Below are 20,623 nucleotides of genomic sequence, written 5' to 3' on the forward strand. Positions count from 1 at the left end.
ATGACGACGGAGCTGATGGTTCATCTGGTGGAGGACGATGCCGCCGTGCGCAAGGGCTGCGAACAGGCCCTGCGCCTGGCGGACATTCCGGTACAGGCCTTTGTCGACGCCGAGTCGGCCCAGGCCGCATGGGAGCAGCAACTGCCCGCCGTGCTGATTTCCGACGTGCGCCTGCCCGGCGCCGACGGCTTTGCCCTGCTCCAGGCCATGCAGCAGCGCGACCGGGAGTTGCCCGTGGTGCTGGTCACCGGCCACGGCGATGTGACCATGGCGGTCCAGGCCATGCGCGAGGGCGCCTACGACTTCATCGAGAAACCCTTTGCCCCGGACCGGCTGGTGGACGTGACCCGCCGCGCCCTGGAGCGCCGCCGCTTGTGGTTGGAAAACTGCCGGCTGCGGGACCAGTTGGGCATGGCCGGGGCCATGCCGCGCATCGGCCAGTCGGCCGCCATGCAGAAAGTCCAGCAATTGATCCAGGCCCTGGCGCCCACCGACGTGGACATCCTGATCAACGGCGAGACCGGCACCGGCAAGGAAGTGGTGGCCAGCGCCATCCACGCCGCCAGCGGCCGCGCCGGCCCCTTCGTCGCCCTCAATTGCGGCGCCCTGCCCGAGTCGGTGTTCGAAAGCGAAATCTTCGGCCACGAGGCCGGCGCCTTCACCGGCGCCGCCAAGCGGCGCATCGGCAAGATCGAATACGCCGGCGGCGGCACCCTGTTCCTGGACGAAATCGAATCCATGCCCCTGGACCTCCAGGTCAAGCTGCTGCGGGTCTTGCAGGACCGCAGCGTGGTGCGCCTGGGCAGCAATACGCCGGTGCCGGTGGAGTGCCGGGTCATCGCCGCCAGTAAGGTCGACCTCAAGGCCGAGGCGGCGGCTGGGCGCTTCCGCCCCGACCTTTACTACCGGCTCAACGTGGTCAGCATCGACTTGCCCCCCCTGCGTCAGCGACGGGAAGACATTCCCCTGTTGATGGCCGCCCTGCTCCAGGCGGCGGCCCTGCGTTTCGACCGCCCGGTGCCCACCTGGAGCGCGACCGACATGCTGCGCTGGCAGGGCTACGACTGGCCCGGCAACGTGCGGGAATTGAAGAACGTGGCGGAACGCTTCTGCCTGGGATTGCCGGACGGCGTGGGCAGCGGTGCGAACGCCCCGATCGGCGCGGGTGCGTCGTCAGGCTTGGTGGGCGCGTCCCTGGCGGAACGGCTGGAACAGGCGGAGCGGGGCTTCATCGAGGCCGCCCTGGCCGAGAGCAAGGGCCAGGTGGCGAAGGCGGCGGAACTGCTACAAGTGCCGCGCAAGACCCTCTACGACAAGCTGGCCCGGCTGGGGATCGAGGCGGAATCCTTCCGCGCCTAGGCGGCTTGCCGCCGCGCTCGGCGCATCAGAGGCGGCGAATCTTTTCCACCAGGGCGGTGGTGGAGCGCTCGTGGATGAAGGGGATGGAGTGCACCGCGCCACCCCAGGCCAGCACTTCCGTGTAGCCGACGATTTTTTCCACCGGCCAGTCGCCGCCCTTGACCAGGATGTCGGGGCGGACTTGCAGGATGCGTTGTAGGGGCGTGTCCTCGTTGAACCAGGTCACCAGGCTCACGCACTCCAGACTGGCCATTACCGCCAGGCGATCTTCCAGCTTGTTGATGGGACGGTCGTCCCCCTTGCCCAGGCGCTTGACCGAGGCATCGGAGTTGAGGGCCACCACCATGCCGGCTCCCAGGGCTCGGGCCTGGGCCAGGTAGGTGACGTGACCCCGGTGCAGGATGTCGAAACAGCCGTTGGTGAACACCAGGGGCCGGGGCAGGGTGGCGACGCGCACCGCCAATTGCTCGGGGGCGCAGATCTTGGCCTCGAAGGCCGGGGCGGGATAGCTCAAGGGCGGTCCTTACTTGGCCTGGGCCTTGGTATCCGCCTTGGCCGGGGCGTTCTTGTTGCTGCTGGCGTTGTCCAGACGGCGCGCCTCGGCGTCGCTGATGATTTCCATGACGCGCACCACCTTCATCACGCCACCGGTGGTGCGGGCGATTTCCACCGCCGCGTCGGCTTCACCCTTGGTCACCAGACCCAGCAGGTAGACGGTACCGTTTTCGCTGACCACCTTGACCACGTTGGCGCGGAACTTGTTGTGGTCGATGAAGCGGGCCTTCACCTTGGAGGTGATGTAGCTGTCGTTGCCCCGGGCGGAAAGGGAACTGGGGGCGGCGATCTGCAATTCGTTCACCGTGGCCTTGACGTTGGGCAGGGCGGCGACGATCTGCTCGACGCCGTTCTTGGTCGCCTCATCCGGCGCCTCGCCGGTGATCAGCACGGTGCGGTTGTAGCTGGTGAGGTTTACGTGCACCTTGTCGCCGTACTTCTCGCTGACGCGATTGACGCCGCGGATTTCGGTGCCTTCGTCGCTCAGATAGATTTCCGAGGCGCGGCGGTCGGTGGCCATCAGCACGCCGGCGCCGGCACCCACGGCCACGGCGCCGAAGCAGCCGGCCAGCAGGGGAACGACGCTGGCGGCCAGGGCCAGGACGGAAAGGCTGCGTTTGAGTTCGGTGATCTTCATGCGGGGTCTCCCAGCAGGGTGTGGTCGATGCCGTCGCACAGGCAGTGGATGGCGAGCAGGTGCACTTCCTGAATGCGGGCGGTGCGGTCGGCGGGCACGCACAGGTGGATGTCGTCGGGGCCGAGTAGGGCGGCCATCTTGCCGCCGCCCTTGCCGGTCAGGGCGACGATGCGGATGCCTTTTTCCTTGGCCACCTTCATGGCCTCCATCACGTTGGGAGAGTTGCCGCTGGTGGAAATGGCCAGCAGCACGTCGCCCTTGCGACCCAGAGCGTAGACCTGCTTGGAAAACACTTCCTGGTAGCTGTAGTCGTTGGCGATGGAGGTGAGGGTGGAGGTGTCGGTGGACAGGGCGATGGCGGCCAGGGGGCGGCGTTCGCGTTCGAAGCGGTTGAGCAGCTCGGCGGAAAAGTGCTGGGAATCCCCGGCGGAACCGCCGTTGCCGCAGGCCATGATCTTGCCCTCGGCCTTGAGACATTCGACCATGGCCGCCACGGCGGCGGCGATGGGGGCGGCCATGGCGTCCACGGCGGCGAGTTTGGTTTGGGCGCTATCGGCGAAGTGCCCGCGGATGCGTTGTTCGATGCTCATGAAGACAACCTGTTGGGAGTAAGGCGCCGATTTTACCGGCTGCATTCAGCGGCTCCCGGAAAATAAGCTCCTCAAAACGCGACAAATACCTCGATCAGCAGTCGTTGCCAGGGGTTGGGATGCTGTCGCAGGGCGGCAATGCGTCCTTCGACCCGGCCACCCCGGTCCAGTTCCTCCGCCACGCTGCGATTTTCCGCCCGGGGCAGGTAGCCCAGGGTTTCGCCATGCCATTCAACCCGTACCGCGCGCGGATCGTGGGGATTGTCCGGTTCCCGCACCAGCACTAGGGGATCGCCCACCCGCATGTCGTTCCACCGGGCCGGGCCGGCGTGGTACTGAAAACCCGCCAGGGGCGAGCTTTGCACCAGGACGCGCACGGTCTGGGCCTGGCCGTGCAGGGCCCAGACCAGGAGCAGCAGCGCCAGGCTAGTCCGCGCTGAAGGCATCCTTCACCCATTCCAGGGATTGCTCGTCCAAAGCGGACAGCAGGACGCAGTCGAAGCGACAGGGGCGGTCGCCCTCGGCTTGCAGATAGTGTTGGGCGGCCAGGATCAGCCGGCGTTGCTTGCTCGGCGTGATGCTGGCGCCGGCCCCGCCGTAGTCCCGGTGGCGGCGCAGGCGGACCTCGACGAAGACCAGGGTCTCGCCGTCGGCACAGATGAGGTCGATCTCGCCGCCCTTGACCCGGTAGTTGCGCGCCACCAGGCGCAAGCCCTGCCGTACCAGCCAGTCCGCCGCCAGGGCCTCCGCCGCGACGCCGGGGGCGGTGGGTGCAGTGGGTGCAGTGGGTGCGGCGGGAGAATCGGCGCGCGGCTTGCGCGAAGGGGCGGCGGACCGGAGAATGCGGGCAATGAACGACATCGACGAGCCCTCGGGCAAGCAAGCGGGGAGCGGTAGCGCTAGGACATCAGCATTGTATGTGGTGGCGACCCCCATGGGAAACCTGGCGGACATCACCCTGCGCGCCCTGGACATCCTGAAGACCGTGGACGCGGTGGCCTGCGAGGACACCCGCCATGCCCGCCGCTTTCTCGACCACTACGGCATCCGCGCCGCCACCTTTGCCCTGCATGAGCACAACGAGCAGGAGGCCAGCGCCAAGCTGCTCGACCTGTTGGCCCAGGGCAAGGTGGTGGCCCTGATTTCCGACGCCGGCACGCCGGCCATCTCCGACCCCGGCGCCCGGGCCGTGGCGACGGTGCAAGCCGCCGCCTATCCGGTGATTCCCCTGCCCGGTCCCAACGCGGCGGCCACCGCCCTGTCCGCCGCCGGCATCGGCGACGAACGGTTTTTGTTCGTCGGTTTCCTGCCGCCCAAGGCCGCCGCCCGCCGGACCGAGATCGAGAAACTCAAGACGGTGGAGGCGGCCCTGGTGTTCTACGAGGCGCCCCATCGCATCGTCGACACCGTCGCTGATCTGGCCGAACTGCTGGAGCCTGAGCGGGAATTGGTGGTGGCGCGGGAACTGACCAAGCTGTTCGAGCAGATCGTCCGCATGCCCATCGCCGAGGCCCCGGCCTGGCTGGCGGCGGACGCCAATCGGCAGCGCGGGGAGTTCGTCCTCATCGTCACCGCGCCGCCCGCCCGTGACGGTCTGGATGGCGAGGCCGAGCGGGTGCTCAAGGCCCTGCTGGCGGAACTGCCCACCAAGCAGGCGGCCAAGCTGGCGGCGGAGATCACCGGCGTCGGCAAGAACGACCTCTACCAACGGGCCTTGGCGCTGAAACAGGGCTAATCGGCGATAATTCCCCTCATGACCACGACCCTTACCCTCATCCGTCCCGACGACTGGCACCTGCACCTGCGCGACGGCGCGGCGCTTCAGGCCGTGCTGCCCGATACCGCCCGCCGCTTCGCCCGGGCCATCGTCATGCCCAATCTGAAGCCGCCGGTCACTACCGTGGCTCTGGCGGCCGAGTATCGCCAGCGGATTCTGGCCGCTCTGCCCCAGGGGGCGGATTTCACGCCGCTGATGACCCTGTATTTGACGGACAACACGGCCGCGGCGGAAATCGACGCGGCCAAGGCCAGCGGTTTCGTCCATGCCCTCAAGCTGTACCCGGCTGGCGCCACCACCAATTCCGACGCCGGCGTCACCGACCTGAAAAAATGCGCCGCCGTCCTGGCCCGCATGGAAGCCCTGGGCGTGCCATTGTTGGTGCATGGCGAGGTCACCGACCCGGCAGTGGACATCTTCGACCGGGAAGCGGTGTTCATCGACACCGTGCTGCAACCCCTGCTCAAGGATTTCCCCGGCTTGAAAGTGGTGCTGGAGCACATCACCACCCGGGATGGCGCCGAATTCGTTGCCGCTGCGGGTCCCAATGTCGCGGCCACCATCACCGCCCATCACCTGCTGCTCAACCGCAACGCCATTTTCGTCGGTGGCATCCGTCCCCACCATTACTGCCTACCCATCCTCAAGCGCGAGGTTCACCGCCAGGCCCTGGTCAAGGCGGCCACCTCGGGCAGCGCCAAGTTCTTCCTCGGCACCGACTCGGCCCCCCATGGCCAGAAGACCAAGGAAGCCGCCTGCGGCTGTGCCGGCTGTTACACCGCCAACGCCGGCATCGAGTTGTATGCCGAGGCCTTCGACGCGGCGGGCGCCCTCGAAAAGCTGGAGGGCTTCGCCAGCCTGCACGGTCCGGCCTTCTACGGCCTGCCGGTCAATACCGGACGGATTACCCTGGTCAAGGAGGATTGGCCGGTGCCCGCCGTCCTGCCCTACCTGGGGACCGATGCCCTGGTGCCCCTGCGGGCCGGCGAAACCATTGCCTGGAAGCTGAAGGAGTAAGTCATGCGCAAAGCCCTGTTTGCGTTCCTGCCCCTGTTGTCCTTGCTCGGTCTCGCCGGTTGCGGCGCCACCGATGGCGCCTCCTACAAGATCGGCGGTTACCGGGAACACACCATCAGCGTCATCCGCGAACAGAACTTCCCGTGGAGCGACTGGGACGTTTCCATCGTGGTCACGCGCCAGCCCGAGTGCCTGCGCCGCCACCACGTCAAGCCGGTGTCCCGCGATGCGGTGTTCAAGGTGGAGTTGTACCGTTCCCTGGAGGGGGGCTACATCCTGCGCCAGGGCAAGCGTTGGTACGTGACCGAAACCCGTCAATGCCAGTTGCAGCAATTCCAGGAACCACCGGTCGAGCCAGGGGATTTCCTCGGCACGTTTACCGCGGCGGATGGCAACCTGCGTTTCGAATCCGTCGAGGAGTCGGCCAGGTCACGCTGATCCGGTCGGGCGCGGCGGGTACAATGCCGCCGGGAAGTTCGCTAGGCAATCGCGGTGTCGCTTGACGGCATCGAGGAAAGTCCGGGCCCCGTAGAGCGGGATGCTGGCTAACGGCCAGGCGCTATAAGTCGTGGCAACACGACCCAAGGCGACAGACAGTGCAACAGAAAACATACCGCCGATGGCTTCCCCTACTTTGACGCCGTAAGGCGACACAGTCCTCTTTAGTGAGCGGGGGGTTCGGTTGGAGCTTGCTCCAGCCGAAAGGCAAAGCAGCTTGCTGCTTTGTCGAGATCAGGCAAGGTTGAAATGGTGGCGGGCCGCAAGGCCCGACGGTCCGCGTCAGCGGTGCCGGGGTAAGAGCCCACCGCGTTTCCGGCGACGGGAACGGCAGGGTAAACCTCATCCGGGGCAAGGCCAAATAGGGGAGCAATGGCGTGGCTCGCGCTGCTCCCGGGTAGGCTGCTAGAGGCCGTCGGCAACGGCGGTCCCAGAGGAATGATTGCCCACGACAGAACCCGGCTTATCGGCGGACTTCCCCCTTATTCCTGCCGCTGCCCTCGTTGCTCCCTAATTAGGCGGCCAGTCGCCGCCGGGGTTTCTTGCCCGTGGCGGGCGCCAATTGGACCTTGACCTCCTCGTCGATCAGCTCGGTGGCGGTGATGGCCGCCTCGGTGAGTTGATCGGCGGCGACGAAACCCTCGTCCACCGTGGTCTTGGCGCCTTGTAACAGCCAGAAGGTTTCCCAGGGAGCGGTTTTCAAGCCGCGGTTGAACAGGTGGGCCGCCAGGTCATGGGCCTGGTTGCTGCCATTGCCGGCATTCCCCCACCACTGCTCCATCTGGGCGGCACCCGCGTGCACCATGCCGGCCAGCAGGGAAGGCAGGTGGCGTTGCAGCAGCGCATGGCGCCATTGTTCGGATCGTTCGATCCACGAAACCGCCGACGCTTCACCGCTCGCGCCATCCAGGTGGTCTTTGCCTTCCTGGAGCAGTTTCTTGGCGAACTCGGTATGCAGGGTCAGATAGTTTTCCAGGCCGTCCAGGCAGTGGCGCGACACCCCGTGGCAGAAGTCGATGGCCTGGGTACGGGCGGCGTGGATGTCGTCGGCGGAAAAGTACATGGCGGGGCTCCGTGGCAATAGGGAAGTCCCGAGGCTAGGCGACGGTGGTGACGGCACTGTGTCGCCTCCATGACAAGCCGTGCCGCTGTTCACTCCTGGCCGTCTTGTGCCGCACATCACGGCCGCCGCGCGGCCTGTTTCTTATAAATCACTTTCAGTTAACCGGCTATCACCTTTGATTATCAAGGGTAATTTGTTCTGTTTTTCGTTGAGGAGGCGACGCTAAGTCATTGTCTTGGCTAGATAAAACCCGCTTTTGCCCTTGACTTGACGGCGCTGGGGCAATAAAGTGGGAAGAAGTGGGGCAAAGTGGGTAAAACCCGGTTTCAGCCCCCTGGAATTTTTGTGGGGAGAGGGAATGTTTCAAGGGGCGATCACGCTGAATCTCGATGCCAAGGGACGCATGGCCGTCCCCGCCCGGCATCGTGACGCCCTGCTGGCGGCCACGGCCGAGGCCGACGGTCGCCTGGTGCTGACCACCCATCCCCATCGCTGCCTGTTGCTCTACCCCGAGCCCGCCTGGCGCCCGATCCGCGACCAGATCCTGGCTGCGCCGTCCTTCGACCCCCGTTCCGCCGCCGCCAAGCGCGTGCTGGTGGGTAATGCCCGGGACGAAGCCATGGACGCGGCCGGCCGGCTGTTGATCGCGCCGGAGTTGCGGGACTACGCCGGCCTGGAAAAGCAGGTGTGGTTGGTGGGCATGGGCTCCCATTTCGAAATCTGGAGCGATGCCGGCTGGAAACGCCAGCACGACATGGCATTCGAGGCCTTGTCCGGTGCCGAGGGCGCTGCCCCGCCACCGGGCTTCGAGGGAATTTCCCTGTGACCCACGCCCACGTCAGCGTGTTGCTGGCGGAGGCGGTGGAAGCGCTGAACGTGCGGCCCGATGGCGTCTATGTGGATGCCACCTTTGGTCGCGGCGGCCACAGCCGGGCGATTCTGACGGCACTCGGCCCCCAGGGGCGCCTGATCGCCCTGGACCGGGACCCGGCCGCCATCGCCGCCGGCGAGGCCATTGCCGATCCGCGCTTCCGCCTTGAGCACGCCTGGTTCGGGGAGTTGGATCAGGTTTTGGACCGCCTGGATATTCCCCAGGTGGACGGGGTGCTGATGGACATCGGCGTTTCCAGCCCCCAATTGGACGACGGTAGTCGCGGATTCAGTTTTCGTTTCGATGCGCCGCTGGACATGCGCATGGACACGACCCAGGGAGAGACCGCCGCCGAGTGGCTGGCGCGGGCCGAGCAACAGGAAATCACGGAGGTTTTAAGAGACTATGGCGAAGAACGGTTTGCTCATGCGATTGCAAAGGCGGTTGTGGCTGCTCGGAGCAGCGGTGGTATTGCAACCACAGGACAGTTTGCCGCGCTCGTGGAAAAAGCCGTGCGCACGCGGGAACCGGGTCAGCACCCGGCGACGCGCAGCTTCCAGGGGTTGCGGATTTTCATCAATCGCGAACTTGAGGAGCTGTCGCTAGCCCTGCCCCGTGCTGTGGCGCGTTTGAAGCCCGGCGGTCGGCTCGTGGTGATCAGTTTCCATTCCCTCGAGGATCGCATCGTCAAGCAGTTCCTGCGGGACGAGGCGACCTCCAAACAACCGCCCAAGGGCGTTCCGGTCCGGGCGGCGGATCTGCCTCCGCCCAACATGCGGCTCATCGGCAAGGCCATCAAGGCTTCCGCCGCCGAAGTGGCCGCCAATCCCCGCGCCCGTAGCGCCGTGATGCGGGTCGCGGAGAAGGCCTGACCGTGGTCCGCCTCAATCTCCTCCTCCTTGCCGTTGCTGTGGCCTGCGCCTTGTCGGTGGTCACGGCCAACCACAAGGCGCGCCGCCTGTTCATCGAGTTGGACCGGGAACAGAACCGCATGCGCCAACTGGAAGTGGAGTGGGGGCAACTGCAACTGGAACAAAGCACCTGGGCGGGTCATGCCCGGATCGAGAAGATCGCCCGGGAAAAACTGCAAATGCGCTCCCCCGATCCGCGCCAGACCCTGACCCTGGAGGGGCGCGGCAAATGATCCGCGCCGCCGTTGCCATGGCTTCCCCTGCCGCCAACGCTCGGCGGGCAAGGTGCGTCGCCCTGCGGGCGGCTGGGAGCCAGTCGTCATGAAGTTCTCCAGCAGCCCTGTCCTGTCCGAGGCGGTGCCGGCCTGGCGCTCGCGCCTGGTGGTATTGGTGCTGCTGTTCGCCTTCGTCGCCCTGGTGGGACGTTCCCTCTACCTGCAAGGCATCAACAACGATTTCCTGCGGGGCAAGGGTGAGGCCCGCTACGAGCGGGTGTTGGACATTCCCGCCACCCGGGGTCGGATCATGGACCGCCAGGGGGACGTGCTGGCCATCTCGACCCCGGTCAAATCCATTTGGGCCATTCCCGATGATGCCAAGCTGCAACCGGTCCAGGCTCGGCAACTGGCCCAGTTGCTGGACATGGACGTGCGCGAGTTGAACCGCAAGCTGGCCAGCGACAAGGATTTCGTCTACATCAAGCGCCAGATCCCGCCTGACGTGGCGGACCAGATCGCCGCCCTCAAGCTGCCCGGCATCCACCAGCAGGAGGAATATCGCCGCTACTACCCGGCCGGGGAACTGACGGCCCACGTGCTGGGCTTCACCGGCGCCGAGGACGTGGGTCAGGAAGGCGTCGAGCTGGCCTTCAACGGCCTGCTGTCGGGCAAGCCCGGCAGTCGTCGAGTGATCAAGGATAGACGCGGCAACGTGGTGGAGGACGTGGAGTCCATCCGCGCGCCCCAGGAGGGCAAGGACGTGGTGCTGGCCCTCGACGACAAGGTCCAGTACCTGGCCTATTCCAGCCTCAAGCAGGTCATCGAGCAGCACAAGGCCAAGGCCGGCGGCGCCGTGGTGCTGGACGCCCGCACCGGCGAAATCCTGGCCCTGGTGAACCTGCCCACCTACAACCCCAACAACCGGTCCAAACTGTCCGGCGCCCAGCTGCGCAACCGGGCCCTGACCGATACCTACGAACCGGGCTCCACCATGAAGCCCTTCACCGCGGCCCTGGCCCTGGAGAAGGGAAAATACCGCTACGACACGCCGATCCAGACCGCGCCCGGGCGGCTCACCATCGGCAACGCCACCATCCACGATTCCCACGCCAACGACGTGTTGACCGTGGCCCAGGTGATCCAGAAGTCCTCCAACGTGGGCATCGCCAAGATCGCCCTCAGCTTTCCCTCGGAAATGCTGTGGGACATGTACGACAGCCTGGGTTTCGGCACCCCCCTCAAGCTCGGCTTTCCCGGCGAGGTGGGCGGCCGCCTGCGGCCCTGGAAAAAATGGCAGCCCATCGAGCAGGCCACCATGTCCTACGGCAACGGCATTTCGGTGACCCTGATCCAATTGGCCCGGGCCTATCTGGTTTTCGCCCGGGACGGCGACCTGATCCCCCTCGCCCTGACCAAGCTGGACGCGCCGCCGGCGCGGGGCAAGCCGGTGTTTTCGGCCCAGACCGCGAAGGAAGTGCGGGCCATGATGGAACTGGTGGTACAGCCCGGCGGCACGGCCACCAAGGCCCAGGTGGCCGGTTATCGCGTGGCCGGCAAGACCGGTACCGCCCACAAGCTGGAAGGCGGCCAGTACGCCAACAAGTACGTGGCTTCCTTCGTCGGCCTGGCGCCCGCTTCCGAGCCGCGCCTGGTGGTGGCGGTGATGGTGGACGAGCCGTCCAACGGCGTCTATTACGGTGGCGACGTGGCCGCGCCGGCCTTCGCCCAGATCATGGGCGGCGCCCTGCGCATCCTCGGCGTGCCCCAGGACGCGCCGCTCAAGCCCCTGATCCTGACCACCGACGCCAAGGAGGAAATGTGAACGCCGCCCAGGTGCTCCAAGTCCTGCGCGAGCGCGGCGTGACGGTGCGCGGCTTGTCCCTGGACTCGCGCCGGATCGGTCCGGGCGACGTGTTCCTGGCCTGGCCCGGCAGCCGTCAGGACGGCCGGCGCTACATTGCCGCCGCCGTGGCGGCCGGCGCCTCGGCGGTGCTCTACGAAGCCGCAGATGCCCGGGTACCGCCCCTTTCCGTGCCCGCCCTGGCGGTGCCGGGCTTGGCCACCCTGGCTGGCGAACTGGCCCATCAGGTCTATGGCCGGCCCTCGGAGCAGCTCTGGTTGTGCGGCATCACCGGCACCAACGGCAAGACCTCGGTGTCCCAATGGATCGCCCAGGCCTTGGATGACGCGACGCCGAACAAGACGCGAGGCGCGTCTTCTGCTTTGGGCGTGGGCGGCGATCAAGGGCGCGGGGAGGGGATCCTTCCTTCCCGGCGCAACGGTCTTGGGGGCCGTTGTGCCGTCATCGGCACCCTGGGCAACGGTTTTGTGGACCGGCTGGTGGAAAGCCCCAACACCACGCCCGACGCGGTCACCCTGCATCGTGACCTGGCGGATTTTCTCGCCGGTGGCGCTACCGCCTGCGCCATGGAGGTGTCCTCCATCGGCCTCGACCAGGGCCGTACCAACGGTGCCCGCTTCCAGGTCGCCGTGTTCACCAACCTGAGCCGGGACCACCTGGAGTACCACGGCACCATGGCGGCCTACGCTGAGGCCAAGGCGAAGTTGTTCGACACTCCGGGCCTGCAACGGGCGGTGATCAACCTGGACGACCCCTTCGGCCGGGAGTTGGCCGCCAGGCTGCGGGGCCGCATTCCGGTTACCGGCTACACCCTGGAGGCGGGCGACCATGAGGTGGACCTGCTGCTGCGGGCCGAGCACCTGGCCATGACCGCCGTCGGCCAGCGCTTCACCGTGCTGGGGCGGACGGTGGAGGCAAGCCTGTTGGGGCGCTTCAATACCTCGAACCTGTTGGCCGTACTGGGCGCCCTGCTGGCCGCCGGGCTGGATCAGGACACCGCAGTGGCCCGCCTTGCCGCCTTGCGGCCACCGCCGGGACGCATGGCCTGCCTGGGCGGACGGCACGCGCCCCTGGTCGTGGTGGATTACGCCCACACCCCCGATGCCCTGGAAAAAGCCCTGACTACCCTGCGGGAAACCGCCGAGGCCCGGGGCGGCCGCCTGCTCTGCCTGTTCGGCTGCGGCGGCGACCGGGATCCGGGCAAGCGGCCGCAAATGGGCGCCGTGGCCGAGGCCCTGGCCGACGCCGTGCTGCTCACCAGTGACAATCCCCGCAGCGAGGATCCCGAACAAATCCTCGATGCCATCGCCGCCGGCATGAAGGCAGCGCCCCAGCGCGAGACGGACCGGCGCAAAGCCGCCACCCGCCTGATTTTGGCGGCGGACAAGGCCGACGTGGTGCTGCTGGCAGGCAAGGGACATGAAACCTATCAGGAAATCGCCGGTCAGCGTTACCACCTTTCCGATCTGGAAATTGCCCGCCTAGCCCTGGAGTCCCGGCCATGAATGCAAGTCCGTCCCTTAGCCTGATCGAGGCCGCCATCGCCACCGGTGGCAGCCCCACCGCCGGCGACATCCGTTTCGCCGGCATCACCACCGATTCGCGCAAGGTGGCGCCCGGCCAGCTCTTCGTCGCCCTGCGCGGCGAAACCTTCGACGGCCACGACTTCGTCCCCGAGGTCATCGCCAAGGGCGCCGCCGCCGCATTGGTGGACCGTAATTGGGCCAGCCGCCACGGCCAGGGCCTGCCCCTGCTGGCGGTGGACGACACTCGGCTCGGCCTGGGCCACCTGGCGGCCTTCTGGCGCGACGGCTTCGACATCCCCCTGATCGGCATCACCGGCAGCAACGGCAAGACCACGGTGAAGGAAATGTGCGGCGCCATCCTGGCCGCCCACCTGGGGGCCGGCAACGTGCTGACCACCGCCGGCAACTTCAACAACGACATCGGCCTGCCCCTGACCCTGTTGGGCCTGGAGCGCCACCACCGGGCCGCCGTGATCGAGATGGGCATGAACCATCCCGGCGAAATCGCCTACCTGACCCGCCTGGCCTCCCCCACCGTGGCCCTGGTGAACAACGCCCAGCGCGCCCACCTGGCCGGCCTGGGCACCGTGCGCGACGTGGCGGCGGCCAAGGGCGAGATATTCCAGGGCCTGGCGACGGACGGCATCGCCGTGCTCAACGCCGACGATCCCAATGCCGACCTGTGGCAGACCCTGGCGGGACAGCACGTCATCCTCAGCTTCGGCCTGGAAGCCGCCGCCGACGTTTCCGGTCGAGCCCAGCTGCGCCATTTCTCCAGCCTGATTTCCCTGATCACCCCGGTCGGTACCGCCGAATTCGAACTGCCGGTGCCGGGCCTGCACAACGCCCGCAATGCCCTGGGGGCGGTGGCGGCCTGTTTGGCGGCCAAGGTGCCCCTGGACACCATCGTGCGTGGCCTGGAGGGTTATGGCGGCGTCAAGGGCCGGCTGCAACGCAAGCCGGGCCACAAGGGCGCCCGGGTGGTGGACGACACCTACAACGCCAATCCCGACTCCATGCGCGCCGCGGTGGACGTGCTGGCCTCCCTGCCGGGCAAGCGCATTTTCGTCATGGGCGACATGGGCGAGGTGGGCGAGGCCGGTGGCCAGTTCCACGACGAGCTGGGCGGCTACGCCAAGAGCATGGGCATCGACCGGCTCTTCTGCCTGGGCGAACTCTGCGTGGCGGCCGTGCACAACTTCGGCGAGGGCGGCCAGCATTTCGACCGGGTGGACGCCCTGGTCAAGGCCCTGGAAAAAGAATTGGATGCCGACACCACGGTGCTGGTGAAAGGCTCGCGCTTCATGCGCATGGAACGGGTGGTGGACGCCATCACCGATAACGGAGAGAAGAAATAATGTTGCTCGAACTCGCCCAATGGCTGGCCAAGGACGTCCGCGCCTTCAGCGTTTTCAACTACATCACCCTGCGGGCGGTGATGGCCACCATGACGGCCCTGACCATTTCCTTCGTCGCCGGCCCGGCCTTCATCCGTTGGCTGACGGCCAAGAAGATCGGCCAGCCGGTGCGCAGCGACGGTCCCCAGACCCACCTGGCCAAGTCCGGCACGCCCACCATGGGCGGCGGCCTAATCCTGATCTCCCTGGGCATCTCGACCCTGCTCTGGGCCGATTTGACCAACCGCTTCGTCTGGATCGTGCTGATCGTCACTCTCGGTTACGGCGCCATCGGTTGGGTGGATGACTGGCGCAAGGTGGTGTACAAGAACCCCGACGGGTTGTCGAGCCGGGCCAAGTATTTCTGGCAGTCGGTGATCGGCCTGGTGGCGGCCATCTACATCGCCTTCTCCATCTCGGCCCCCGACAATGAAAAAGTGGTGCAACTGTTCTTCCATTGGGTGGGCAGCGGTTTCACCCTCGAGTTGCCGGCCAAGGCCGACTTGATCGTGCCCTTCTTCAAGACCGTCACCTATCCCCTGGGCATGTTCGGCTTCATCCTGCTCACCTATTTCGTCATCGTCGGTTCCAGCAACGCGGTGAACCTGACCGACGGCCTCGACGGCCTCGCCATCATGCCCACCGTGCTGGTGGGCTCGGCCCTGGGCATCTTCGCCTACGCCACGGGCAACGCCGTGTTCGCCAAGTACCTGTTCATCCCCTACATCCCCGGTGCCGGCGAACTGACCGTGTTCTGCGCCGCCATCGCCGGCGCCGGCCTGGGCTTTCTCTGGTTCAACGCCTACCCGGCCGAGGTGTTCATGGGCGACGTGGGTGCCCTGTCCCTGGGCGCCGCCCTCGGCGCGGTGGCGGTGATCGTGCGCCAGGAGATCGTGCTGTTCATCATGGGGGGCGTCTTCGTCGCCGAAACCCTGTCGGTGATGGTCCAGGTCAGTTACTTCAAGTACACCAAGAAGCGCTACGGCGAAGGTCGCCGCATTCTGTTGATGGCGCCCCTGCACCACCATTTTGAAAAGAGCGGCTGGAAGGAAACCCAGGTCGTGGTCCGCTTCTGGATCATCACCATCCTGCTGGTGCTGTTCGGTTTGTCCACCCTGAAGATTCGGTAAAGGTCGGCCATGCAACTCAAGGGCAAGCACGTTCTCGTTCTCGGTCTCGGCGAATCGGGCCTGGCCATGGCCCGCTGGTGCGCCCGCCAGGGCGCCCATGTGCGGGTGGCCGATACCCGGGCCGAGCCGCCGAAGAAAGGCGCATTGCTGGCCCAGGTGCCCACGGCGGAGTTCGTCAACAGCCACTTCGACGACCGCTTCGACAAGCGCGTGCTCGAGGATATCGAATTGCTAGCCCTCTCCCCCGGTCTGTCCGGCGGCCTGATGCCCATGCTCCATGCCCGGGCCAACGGCATTCCGGTGGTGGGCGAGATCGAATTGTTCGCCTGGGGCCTGGGCGCCCTGGGTCTGCGGGAAACCAGTCGGGTGCTGGCCATCACCGGCACCAACGGCAAGACCACCACCACGGCCCTGACGACCCATTTGCTCAACAGCGTCGGCCGCCGTGCCGTCGCCGCCGGCAATATTTCCCCGGCGGCCCTGGATGCCCTGATGGACGCCCAGGACGAGGGCCGCTATCCCCAGGTCTGGGTGCTGGAACTGTCCAGCTTCCAGCTGGAAACCCTGGACAGCCTCTGGGCCGATGCCGCCACGGTGCTCAACGTCAGCGACGATCACCTGGACCGCTACGTGGGCCTGGACGACTACGCCGAGGCCAAGGCCCGGATCTTCCAGGGAGACGGCGTCCAGGTGTTGAACCGGGAAGACCTGCGGGTGCGCAAGATGGCCCGGGACGGGCGGCGCATCGTCAGTTTCGGTCTGGACGCGCCGGGCATGGCGGAGGACTTCGGTCTGGGGGAAAACCGGGGCGAAACCTGGTTGGTCCAAGGCGACCGTTACCTGTTGCCCCTCGCCCAATTACCCCTGGCCGGCCTGCATAACGCCGCCAACGCCATGGCCGCCCTGGCCCTGTGTGCCAGCATCGACATTCCCGTGGCCTCCCTGCTGCCCGGCTTGCGCAGCTTCAAGGGCCTGGCCCACCGGGTGGAGCGGGTGGCGGACATCGGCGGCGTGACCTATTACGACGACTCCAAGGGGACCAACGTGGGCGCCACCCTGGCCGCCTTGACTGGCATGGGCCGCAAGGTGGTGCTGATCCTGGGCGGCGACGGTAAGGGACAGGATTTTTCCCCCCTGCGGCCGGCGGTCGCCCATCACGCCCGGGCCGTGGTGCTGATGGGACGGGACGGGCCGAAGATCGGGCAGGTCCTGGAGGGTTGTGGCGTCCCCCTGAGTCGTGCCGCCGACATGGATGAAGCCGTGGCCCAGGCGGCGGCGGCGGCCAAGGCCGGCGATGCGGTATTGCTCTCGCCCGCCTGCGCCAGCCTGGACATGTACCGCAATTACGCCCATCGGGCGGAGGTCTTCATCGCCGCGGTGAAGGCCCTGGAGTGCCGGGCGTGAGCGCCAAGGCGCTGCTGAACCGACTGGGCGGCCTGTTCGCCGGCCAGCCCGCGCCCCGCTTCGGCCAAGGGACACAGCGGGCGCCGGCCGAGCTGGACGGACTGCTGCTGTGGCCAGCCCTGGGCCTGCTGCTGTTCGGTTTGGTGATGGTCTATTCCTCGTCCATCGCCATGGCCGAGGGCAGCAAGTTCACCAACTATTCCGCGTCCTATTTCCTCATCCGCCACGGTTTCTTCCTCGCCATCGGCCTGGTGGCCGGCGTCGTCGCCTTCCAGGTACCCGTGCGCTTCTGGCAGCAGATCGCGCCTTGGCTGTTCGTTGCCGGGGTGGTGATGCTGGCCCTGGTCCTGATCCCCCACGTGGGCCGCTCGGTGAATGGCGCCCAGCGCTGGATCCCCCTCGGGCCGGTGAACTTGCAGCCGTCGGAGTTCATGAAGCTGTTCGCCGCCCTTTACGCCGCCGACTACACCACGCGCAAATTGGCGGACATGGATTCCTTCCGCCGTGGTTTCGTGCCCATGGCGGTGGTGATGCTGCTGGTGGGCGGTCTGCTGCTGCGGGAGCCGGACTTCGGCGCCTTCGTCGTCATCATCAGCATCGCCATGGGCGTGCTGTTCCTCGGTGGGATCAACGCCCGCCTGTTCGGCATCCTCTTCGTCGTCCTGTTGGTGGCCTTCGCCGTGTTGATCCTGACCTCCCCCTATCGCCGGGAGCGCCTGTTCGGCTTCATGGATCCCTGGCAGGACGCCTACGGCAAGGGTTACCAGTTGTCCCACGCCCTGATCGCCTTCGGCCGCGGCGAATGGTTCGGTGTCGGCCTGGGGGCCAGCGTGGAAAAGCTGTTCTATCTGCCCGAGGCCCATACCGACTTCCTGCTGGCGGTGATCGCCGAGGAACTGGGGCTGGTGGGGGTGACCTTCGTCATCTTCCTGTTCGCCCTGTTGGTGCAGCGGGCCTTCGCCATCGGTCGCCAGGCCATCGTCCTGGAACGGGTATTCGGCGGCCTGGCCGCCCAGGGCATCGGCATCTGGCTGGGCGTGCAGTCCTTCATCAACATGGGGGTGAACATGGGGCTGCTGCCCACCAAGGGGCTCACCCTGCCGATGATGAGCTACGGTGGTTCCGGCATCCTGGCCAATTGCATCGCCCTGGCCCTGCTGTTACGCATCGACTATGAAAACCGCTCCGTGATGAGAGGGGTGCGGATATGAAAAACCTGAAGACCACCGCTGCGTGGGGAGAAACCCCGTGGCGCCGTGCGGAATCCGCCTTCGGCGGCCCTGAGGCCCGCAGCCTGGTCAATGCAGACGCCGCAGAGGGACAGAGGGTGCAGAGATGAAGACCATCCTCATCATGGCGGGCGGTACCGGCGGCCACATCATGCCCGGTCTGGCAGTGGCGGACCGCTTGCGCAGCCTGGGTTGGCGAGTGGTGTGGATGGGCAATCCAGACGGCATGGAGGCGCGACTGGTACCAGGACACGGCTTTGAGACCGCCTGGGTGCGCTTTGCCGCCCTGCGCGGCAAGGGCCTGCTGCGCAAGCTGATGTTGCCCGTCAATCTGGCGAAGGCTTGTTGGCAGGCGCGGTTGGAATTGAAGAAGATCCAGCCCGATGTGGTGCTGGGCTTCGGTGGCTTCATCACCTTCCCCGGCGGCATGATGGCGTCCCTGATGGGCATACCGGTGGTGCTGCACGAGCAGAATTCGGTCGCCGGCCTCGCCAACCGGGTCCTGGCCCGTTTCGCCCGTCGCATCCTGACCGGGTTCCCCAACGTGTTACCCGGCGGCGTCTGGGTCGGCAATCCGGTACGGCCCGCCATCGCCCAGTTGCCGGCGCCCGCCGAGCGCATGGCCGGCCGCAGCGGGCCGTTGAACATTCTGGTGGTGGGCGGCAGCCTGGGCGCCAAGGCCCTCAACGAATCCCTGCCCATGGCCCTGGCCCGCATCCCCGAACGGGAGCGACCCCAGGTCATCCACCAATCCGGCGAGCAGCACATCGAGGGCTTGCGCCACAGCTATGCCCAAGCCGGGGTGCGGGGCGAACTGGTGCCCTTCATCGAGGACATGGCGGCGGCCTATGCCTGGGCCGACCTGGTGATCTGCCGTGCCGGCGCCCTGACCGTGGCCGAATTGGCCGCCGCTGGCGTGGCCAGCGTGCTGGTGCCCTTCCCCTACGCGGTGGACGACCACCAGACCGGCAATGCCCGCTTCCTCGCCAACATCGGGGCGGCGGTCCTGTTGCCCCAGGTGGACCTGAGCCCGGAAACCCTGGCCCTGTTGCGCAACCTGAGCCGGGCCCAGTTGTTGGAAATGGCGGAGAAGGCCCGGACCCTGGCCAAGCCCGATGCCACCCTGGCGGTGGCAAGCATTTGTACCGAACTCGCGAAATGACGCGGGAGGATGAGTCATGAAACACAAAGTTAAAAGCATTCACTTCATCGGCATCGGCGGTTCCGGCATGAGCGGTATCGCCGAGGTGCTGGTGAACCAGGGCTTCGAAGTCAGCGGTTCCGACCTGGCCGAGTCCACCACCACCCGTCGCCTGGCGGCGGCGGGCATCACGGTGCACATCGGCCACAAACCGGAGAACGTGTTGGCGGCGGATGCCGTGGTGGCCTCCACCGCCGTCAAGGAAGACAACCCGGAAGTGATCGCCGCCCGGGAGCGCAAGATTCCCGTGGTGCCCCGGGCCCAGATGTTGGCCGAGCTGATGCGCATCAAGCAGGGCATCGCCATCGCCGGCACCCACGGCAAGACCACCACCACCAGTCTGGTGGCCAGCGCCCTGGCCGCCGGCGGCATGGATCCCACCTTCGTCATCGGCGGTCGCCTCAACTCGGCCGGCGTCAATGCCCGCCTGGGTCAGGGGGAATTCCTGGTGGCCGAGGCCGACGAGTCCGATGCCTCCTTCCTGTTCCTGTCCCCCGTGATTTCCGTGGTCACCAATATCGACGCCGACCACATGGAGACCTACGGCCACGACTTCGGCAAGCTCAAGCAGACCTTCGTGGACTTTCTCCACCGCCTGCCCTTCTATGGCGTCGCCGTGCTGTGCCTGGACGACCCCAACGTCAAGGAAATCATGCCCCGGGTGGCAAAGCAGATCATCACCTACGGCCTGGATCCGGAAGCCAACATCCGCGCCGAGAACGTACGGGCCGTGGATGGGCAGATGCACTTCGACTGCGTCAAGACCAACGGCAAGGTGGTGCGCTTTCCCGTGGTACTCAACCTGCCCGGCATCCACAACGTGAAGAACGCCCTGGCCACCATTGCCGTGGCAACGGAAGTGGGCGTGCCGGACGAGGCCATTGTTCGCGCCCTGGCCGAGTTCAAGGGCGTAGGCCGGCGCTTCCAGCGCTATGGCGAGGTGGCCCTGACCAACGGTGGTTACGCCACCATCATCGACGACTACGGCCACCACCCGGTGGAAATGGCTGCCACCCTGGAAGCCGCCCGGGGCGCCTTTCCCGGTCGACGCATCGTGCTGGCCTTTCAGCCCCACCGCTATACCCGTACCCGGGATTGCTTCGAGGATTTCGTCAAGGTGCTGTCCGCTTGTGACGCCCTGCTGTTGGCCGAGGTTTATGCCGCCGGCGAAGCCCCCATCGTGGCTGCCGACGGTCGTACCCTGGCCCGGGCCATCCGGGTCGCCGGCAAGGTGGAGCCGGTGTTCGTCGAGGACATTGCCGCCATGCCCCAGACCATCCTCGACACCTGCCGCGACGGCGACGTGGTGATCACCATGGGTGCCGGTTCCATCGGGGCGGTGCCCGGAAAACTCACCGCCAAGTTGGCGGGAGCCTGAG

21 protein-coding genes and 1 other RNA gene are annotated in these 20,623 nt (G+C 66.6%); 16 read left to right on the forward strand and 6 right to left on the reverse strand.

Annotation, left to right across the window (positions count from 1 at the left end):
* On the forward strand, positions 1–1,359 hold the full coding sequence (locus ACYQ2U_RS08220) for a sigma-54-dependent transcriptional regulator (RefSeq protein WP_459949871.1): 1,359 nt from the start codon (positions 1–3) through the stop codon (positions 1,357–1,359).
* 25 nt (positions 1,360–1,384) lie between these two features.
* On the opposite strand, the gene rfaE2 is transcribed toward ACYQ2U_RS08220, so the two are convergent.
* From rfaE2 to ACYQ2U_RS08245, 5 genes are all read right to left on the reverse strand, one after another.
* Complete coding sequence (gene rfaE2, locus ACYQ2U_RS08225; RefSeq protein ID WP_459949872.1) at positions 1,385–1,873, reverse strand: D-glycero-beta-D-manno-heptose 1-phosphate adenylyltransferase; 489 nt, start codon at positions 1,871–1,873, stop codon at positions 1,385–1,387.
* Between the two features lie 9 nt (positions 1,874–1,882).
* Positions 1,883–2,551 (reverse strand): BON domain-containing protein, encoded by a 669-nt coding sequence (locus tag ACYQ2U_RS08230; protein WP_459949873.1) that lies wholly within the window; start codon positions 2,549–2,551, stop codon positions 1,883–1,885.
* Positions 2,548–3,141, reverse strand: coding sequence for a phosphoheptose isomerase (locus ACYQ2U_RS08235; protein ID WP_459949874.1), 594 nt, complete (start codon positions 3,139–3,141; stop codon positions 2,548–2,550). The genes ACYQ2U_RS08230 and ACYQ2U_RS08235 overlap by 4 nt, the downstream gene beginning before the upstream one ends.
* A gap of 71 nt (positions 3,142–3,212) precedes the next feature.
* Positions 3,213–3,587: an HIRAN domain-containing protein gene (locus ACYQ2U_RS08240; protein ID WP_459949875.1), complete on the reverse strand. Its 375-nt coding sequence runs from the start codon at positions 3,585–3,587 to the stop codon at positions 3,213–3,215.
* Positions 3,568–4,002: a YraN family protein gene (locus ACYQ2U_RS08245; RefSeq protein ID WP_459949876.1), complete on the reverse strand. Its 435-nt coding sequence runs from the start codon at positions 4,000–4,002 to the stop codon at positions 3,568–3,570. Before ACYQ2U_RS08245 ends, ACYQ2U_RS08240 begins: the two co-directional genes overlap by 20 nt.
* Between ACYQ2U_RS08245 and rsmI the strand changes: the two genes are divergently transcribed.
* The 4 genes from rsmI to rnpB all read left to right on the forward strand — a co-directional run bounded on the left by rsmI (position 3,992) and on the right by rnpB (position 6,915).
* Positions 3,992–4,876 carry a 16S rRNA (cytidine(1402)-2'-O)-methyltransferase gene (gene rsmI / locus ACYQ2U_RS08250; protein ID WP_459949877.1) on the forward strand — a complete coding sequence of 295 codons (885 nt, stop codon included), beginning with the start codon at positions 3,992–3,994 and terminating at the stop codon, positions 4,874–4,876. The genes ACYQ2U_RS08245 and rsmI overlap by 11 nt on opposite strands.
* A gap of 18 nt (positions 4,877–4,894) precedes the next feature.
* A complete protein-coding gene (gene pyrC / locus ACYQ2U_RS08255; RefSeq protein WP_459949878.1) occupies positions 4,895–5,935 on the forward strand; it encodes a dihydroorotase in 1,041 nt (346 codons plus the stop codon).
* A gap of 3 nt (positions 5,936–5,938) precedes the next feature.
* The gene (locus tag ACYQ2U_RS08260) at positions 5,939–6,373 is read left to right on the forward strand and encodes a hypothetical protein (protein WP_459949879.1); all 435 of its coding nucleotides are present in this window, start codon (positions 5,939–5,941) and stop codon (positions 6,371–6,373) included.
* Positions 6,374–6,406: 33 nt separating this feature from the next.
* An RNA gene (gene rnpB / locus ACYQ2U_RS08265) (RNase P RNA component class A) lies at positions 6,407–6,915 on the forward strand.
* A gap of 32 nt (positions 6,916–6,947) precedes the next feature.
* Here the strand turns inward: rnpB and ACYQ2U_RS08270 are convergent.
* Positions 6,948–7,496, reverse strand: a complete 549-nt coding sequence (locus tag ACYQ2U_RS08270; RefSeq protein ID WP_459949880.1) for a hypothetical protein — start codon at positions 7,494–7,496, stop codon at positions 6,948–6,950.
* A gap of 358 nt (positions 7,497–7,854) precedes the next feature.
* Between ACYQ2U_RS08270 and mraZ the strand changes: the two genes are divergently transcribed.
* The 11 genes from mraZ (at position 7,855) to murC (ending at position 20,622) form a co-directional block, all read left to right on the forward strand.
* Positions 7,855–8,322 carry a division/cell wall cluster transcriptional repressor MraZ gene (gene mraZ, locus ACYQ2U_RS08275; protein WP_459949881.1) on the forward strand — a complete coding sequence of 156 codons (468 nt, stop codon included), beginning with the start codon at positions 7,855–7,857 and terminating at the stop codon, positions 8,320–8,322.
* On the forward strand, positions 8,319–9,239 hold the full coding sequence (rsmH, locus tag ACYQ2U_RS08280) for a 16S rRNA (cytosine(1402)-N(4))-methyltransferase RsmH (protein WP_459949882.1): 921 nt from the start codon (positions 8,319–8,321) through the stop codon (positions 9,237–9,239). The genes mraZ and rsmH overlap by 4 nt, the downstream gene beginning before the upstream one ends.
* 2 nt (positions 9,240–9,241) lie before the next feature.
* Positions 9,242–9,511, forward strand: coding sequence for a cell division protein FtsL (ftsL, locus tag ACYQ2U_RS08285; protein WP_459949883.1), 270 nt, complete (start codon positions 9,242–9,244; stop codon positions 9,509–9,511).
* Between the two features lie 88 nt (positions 9,512–9,599).
* Positions 9,600–11,318 (forward strand): peptidoglycan D,D-transpeptidase FtsI family protein, encoded by a 1,719-nt coding sequence (locus ACYQ2U_RS08290; protein WP_459949884.1) that lies wholly within the window; start codon positions 9,600–9,602, stop codon positions 11,316–11,318.
* Positions 11,315–12,862: a Mur ligase family protein gene (locus tag ACYQ2U_RS08295; protein WP_459949885.1), complete on the forward strand. Its 1,548-nt coding sequence runs from the start codon at positions 11,315–11,317 to the stop codon at positions 12,860–12,862. Before ACYQ2U_RS08290 ends, ACYQ2U_RS08295 begins: the two co-directional genes overlap by 4 nt.
* Complete coding sequence (locus ACYQ2U_RS08300; RefSeq protein ID WP_459949886.1) at positions 12,859–14,241, forward strand: UDP-N-acetylmuramoyl-tripeptide--D-alanyl-D-alanine ligase; 1,383 nt, start codon at positions 12,859–12,861, stop codon at positions 14,239–14,241. Before ACYQ2U_RS08295 ends, ACYQ2U_RS08300 begins: the two co-directional genes overlap by 4 nt.
* Complete coding sequence (gene mraY / locus ACYQ2U_RS08305) at positions 14,241–15,410, forward strand: phospho-N-acetylmuramoyl-pentapeptide-transferase (protein WP_459949887.1); 1,170 nt, start codon at positions 14,241–14,243, stop codon at positions 15,408–15,410. The genes ACYQ2U_RS08300 and mraY overlap by 1 nt, the downstream gene beginning before the upstream one ends.
* A 9-nt stretch (positions 15,411–15,419) precedes the next feature.
* A complete protein-coding gene (murD, locus tag ACYQ2U_RS08310) occupies positions 15,420–16,814 on the forward strand; it encodes a UDP-N-acetylmuramoyl-L-alanine--D-glutamate ligase (protein ID WP_459949888.1) in 1,395 nt (464 codons plus the stop codon).
* Positions 16,815–16,906: 92 nt separating this feature from the next.
* The gene (gene ftsW / locus ACYQ2U_RS08315) at positions 16,907–18,025 is read left to right on the forward strand and encodes a putative lipid II flippase FtsW (protein WP_459949939.1); all 1,119 of its coding nucleotides are present in this window, start codon (positions 16,907–16,909) and stop codon (positions 18,023–18,025) included.
* A gap of 124 nt (positions 18,026–18,149) precedes the next feature.
* Positions 18,150–19,205: an undecaprenyldiphospho-muramoylpentapeptide beta-N-acetylglucosaminyltransferase gene (gene murG, locus ACYQ2U_RS08320; protein ID WP_459949889.1), complete on the forward strand. Its 1,056-nt coding sequence runs from the start codon at positions 18,150–18,152 to the stop codon at positions 19,203–19,205.
* A gap of 16 nt (positions 19,206–19,221) precedes the next feature.
* Entirely contained in the window at positions 19,222–20,622 is a 1,401-nt protein-coding gene (gene murC, locus ACYQ2U_RS08325) for a UDP-N-acetylmuramate--L-alanine ligase (protein ID WP_459949890.1), read from the forward strand.
* Position 20,623 lies beyond the last annotated feature (1 nt).

The sequence above is a fragment of the Denitratisoma sp. agr-D3 genome, assembly GCF_054658675.1.

Bases quoted from the DNA above. Each gene is read 5' to 3' on its own strand.
- murC (WP_459949890.1), top strand. From the start codon at position 19,222: ATGAAACACAAAGTTAAAAGCATTCACTTCATCGGCATCGGCGGTTCC.
- ACYQ2U_RS08260 (WP_459949879.1), top strand. From the start codon at position 5,939: ATGCGCAAAGCCCTGTTTGCGTTCCTGCCCCTGTTGTCCTTGCTCGGT.
- murG (WP_459949889.1), top strand. From the start codon at position 18,150: ATGAAGACCATCCTCATCATGGCGGGCGGTACCGGCGGCCACATCATG.
- ACYQ2U_RS08240 (WP_459949875.1), bottom strand. From the start codon at position 3,587: ATGCCTTCAGCGCGGACTAGCCTGGCGCTGCTGCTCCTGGTCTGGGCC.
- ACYQ2U_RS08235 (WP_459949874.1), bottom strand. From the start codon at position 3,141: ATGAGCATCGAACAACGCATCCGCGGGCACTTCGCCGATAGCGCCCAA.
- mraY (WP_459949887.1), top strand. From the start codon at position 14,241: ATGTTGCTCGAACTCGCCCAATGGCTGGCCAAGGACGTCCGCGCCTTC.
- ACYQ2U_RS08245 (WP_459949876.1), bottom strand. From the start codon at position 4,002: ATGTCGTTCATTGCCCGCATTCTCCGGTCCGCCGCCCCTTCGCGCAAG.
- ACYQ2U_RS08270 (WP_459949880.1), bottom strand. From the start codon at position 7,496: ATGTACTTTTCCGCCGACGACATCCACGCCGCCCGTACCCAGGCCATC.
- ACYQ2U_RS08300 (WP_459949886.1), top strand. From the start codon at position 12,859: ATGAATGCAAGTCCGTCCCTTAGCCTGATCGAGGCCGCCATCGCCACC.
- ACYQ2U_RS08220 (WP_459949871.1), top strand. From the start codon at position 1: ATGACGACGGAGCTGATGGTTCATCTGGTGGAGGACGATGCCGCCGTG.
- pyrC (WP_459949878.1), top strand. From the start codon at position 4,895: ATGACCACGACCCTTACCCTCATCCGTCCCGACGACTGGCACCTGCAC.
- rsmI (WP_459949877.1), top strand. From the start codon at position 3,992: ATGAACGACATCGACGAGCCCTCGGGCAAGCAAGCGGGGAGCGGTAGC.
- murD (WP_459949888.1), top strand. From the start codon at position 15,420: ATGCAACTCAAGGGCAAGCACGTTCTCGTTCTCGGTCTCGGCGAATCG.
- ACYQ2U_RS08290 (WP_459949884.1), top strand. From the start codon at position 9,600: ATGAAGTTCTCCAGCAGCCCTGTCCTGTCCGAGGCGGTGCCGGCCTGG.
- mraZ (WP_459949881.1), top strand. From the start codon at position 7,855: ATGTTTCAAGGGGCGATCACGCTGAATCTCGATGCCAAGGGACGCATG.
- ACYQ2U_RS08230 (WP_459949873.1), bottom strand. From the start codon at position 2,551: ATGAAGATCACCGAACTCAAACGCAGCCTTTCCGTCCTGGCCCTGGCC.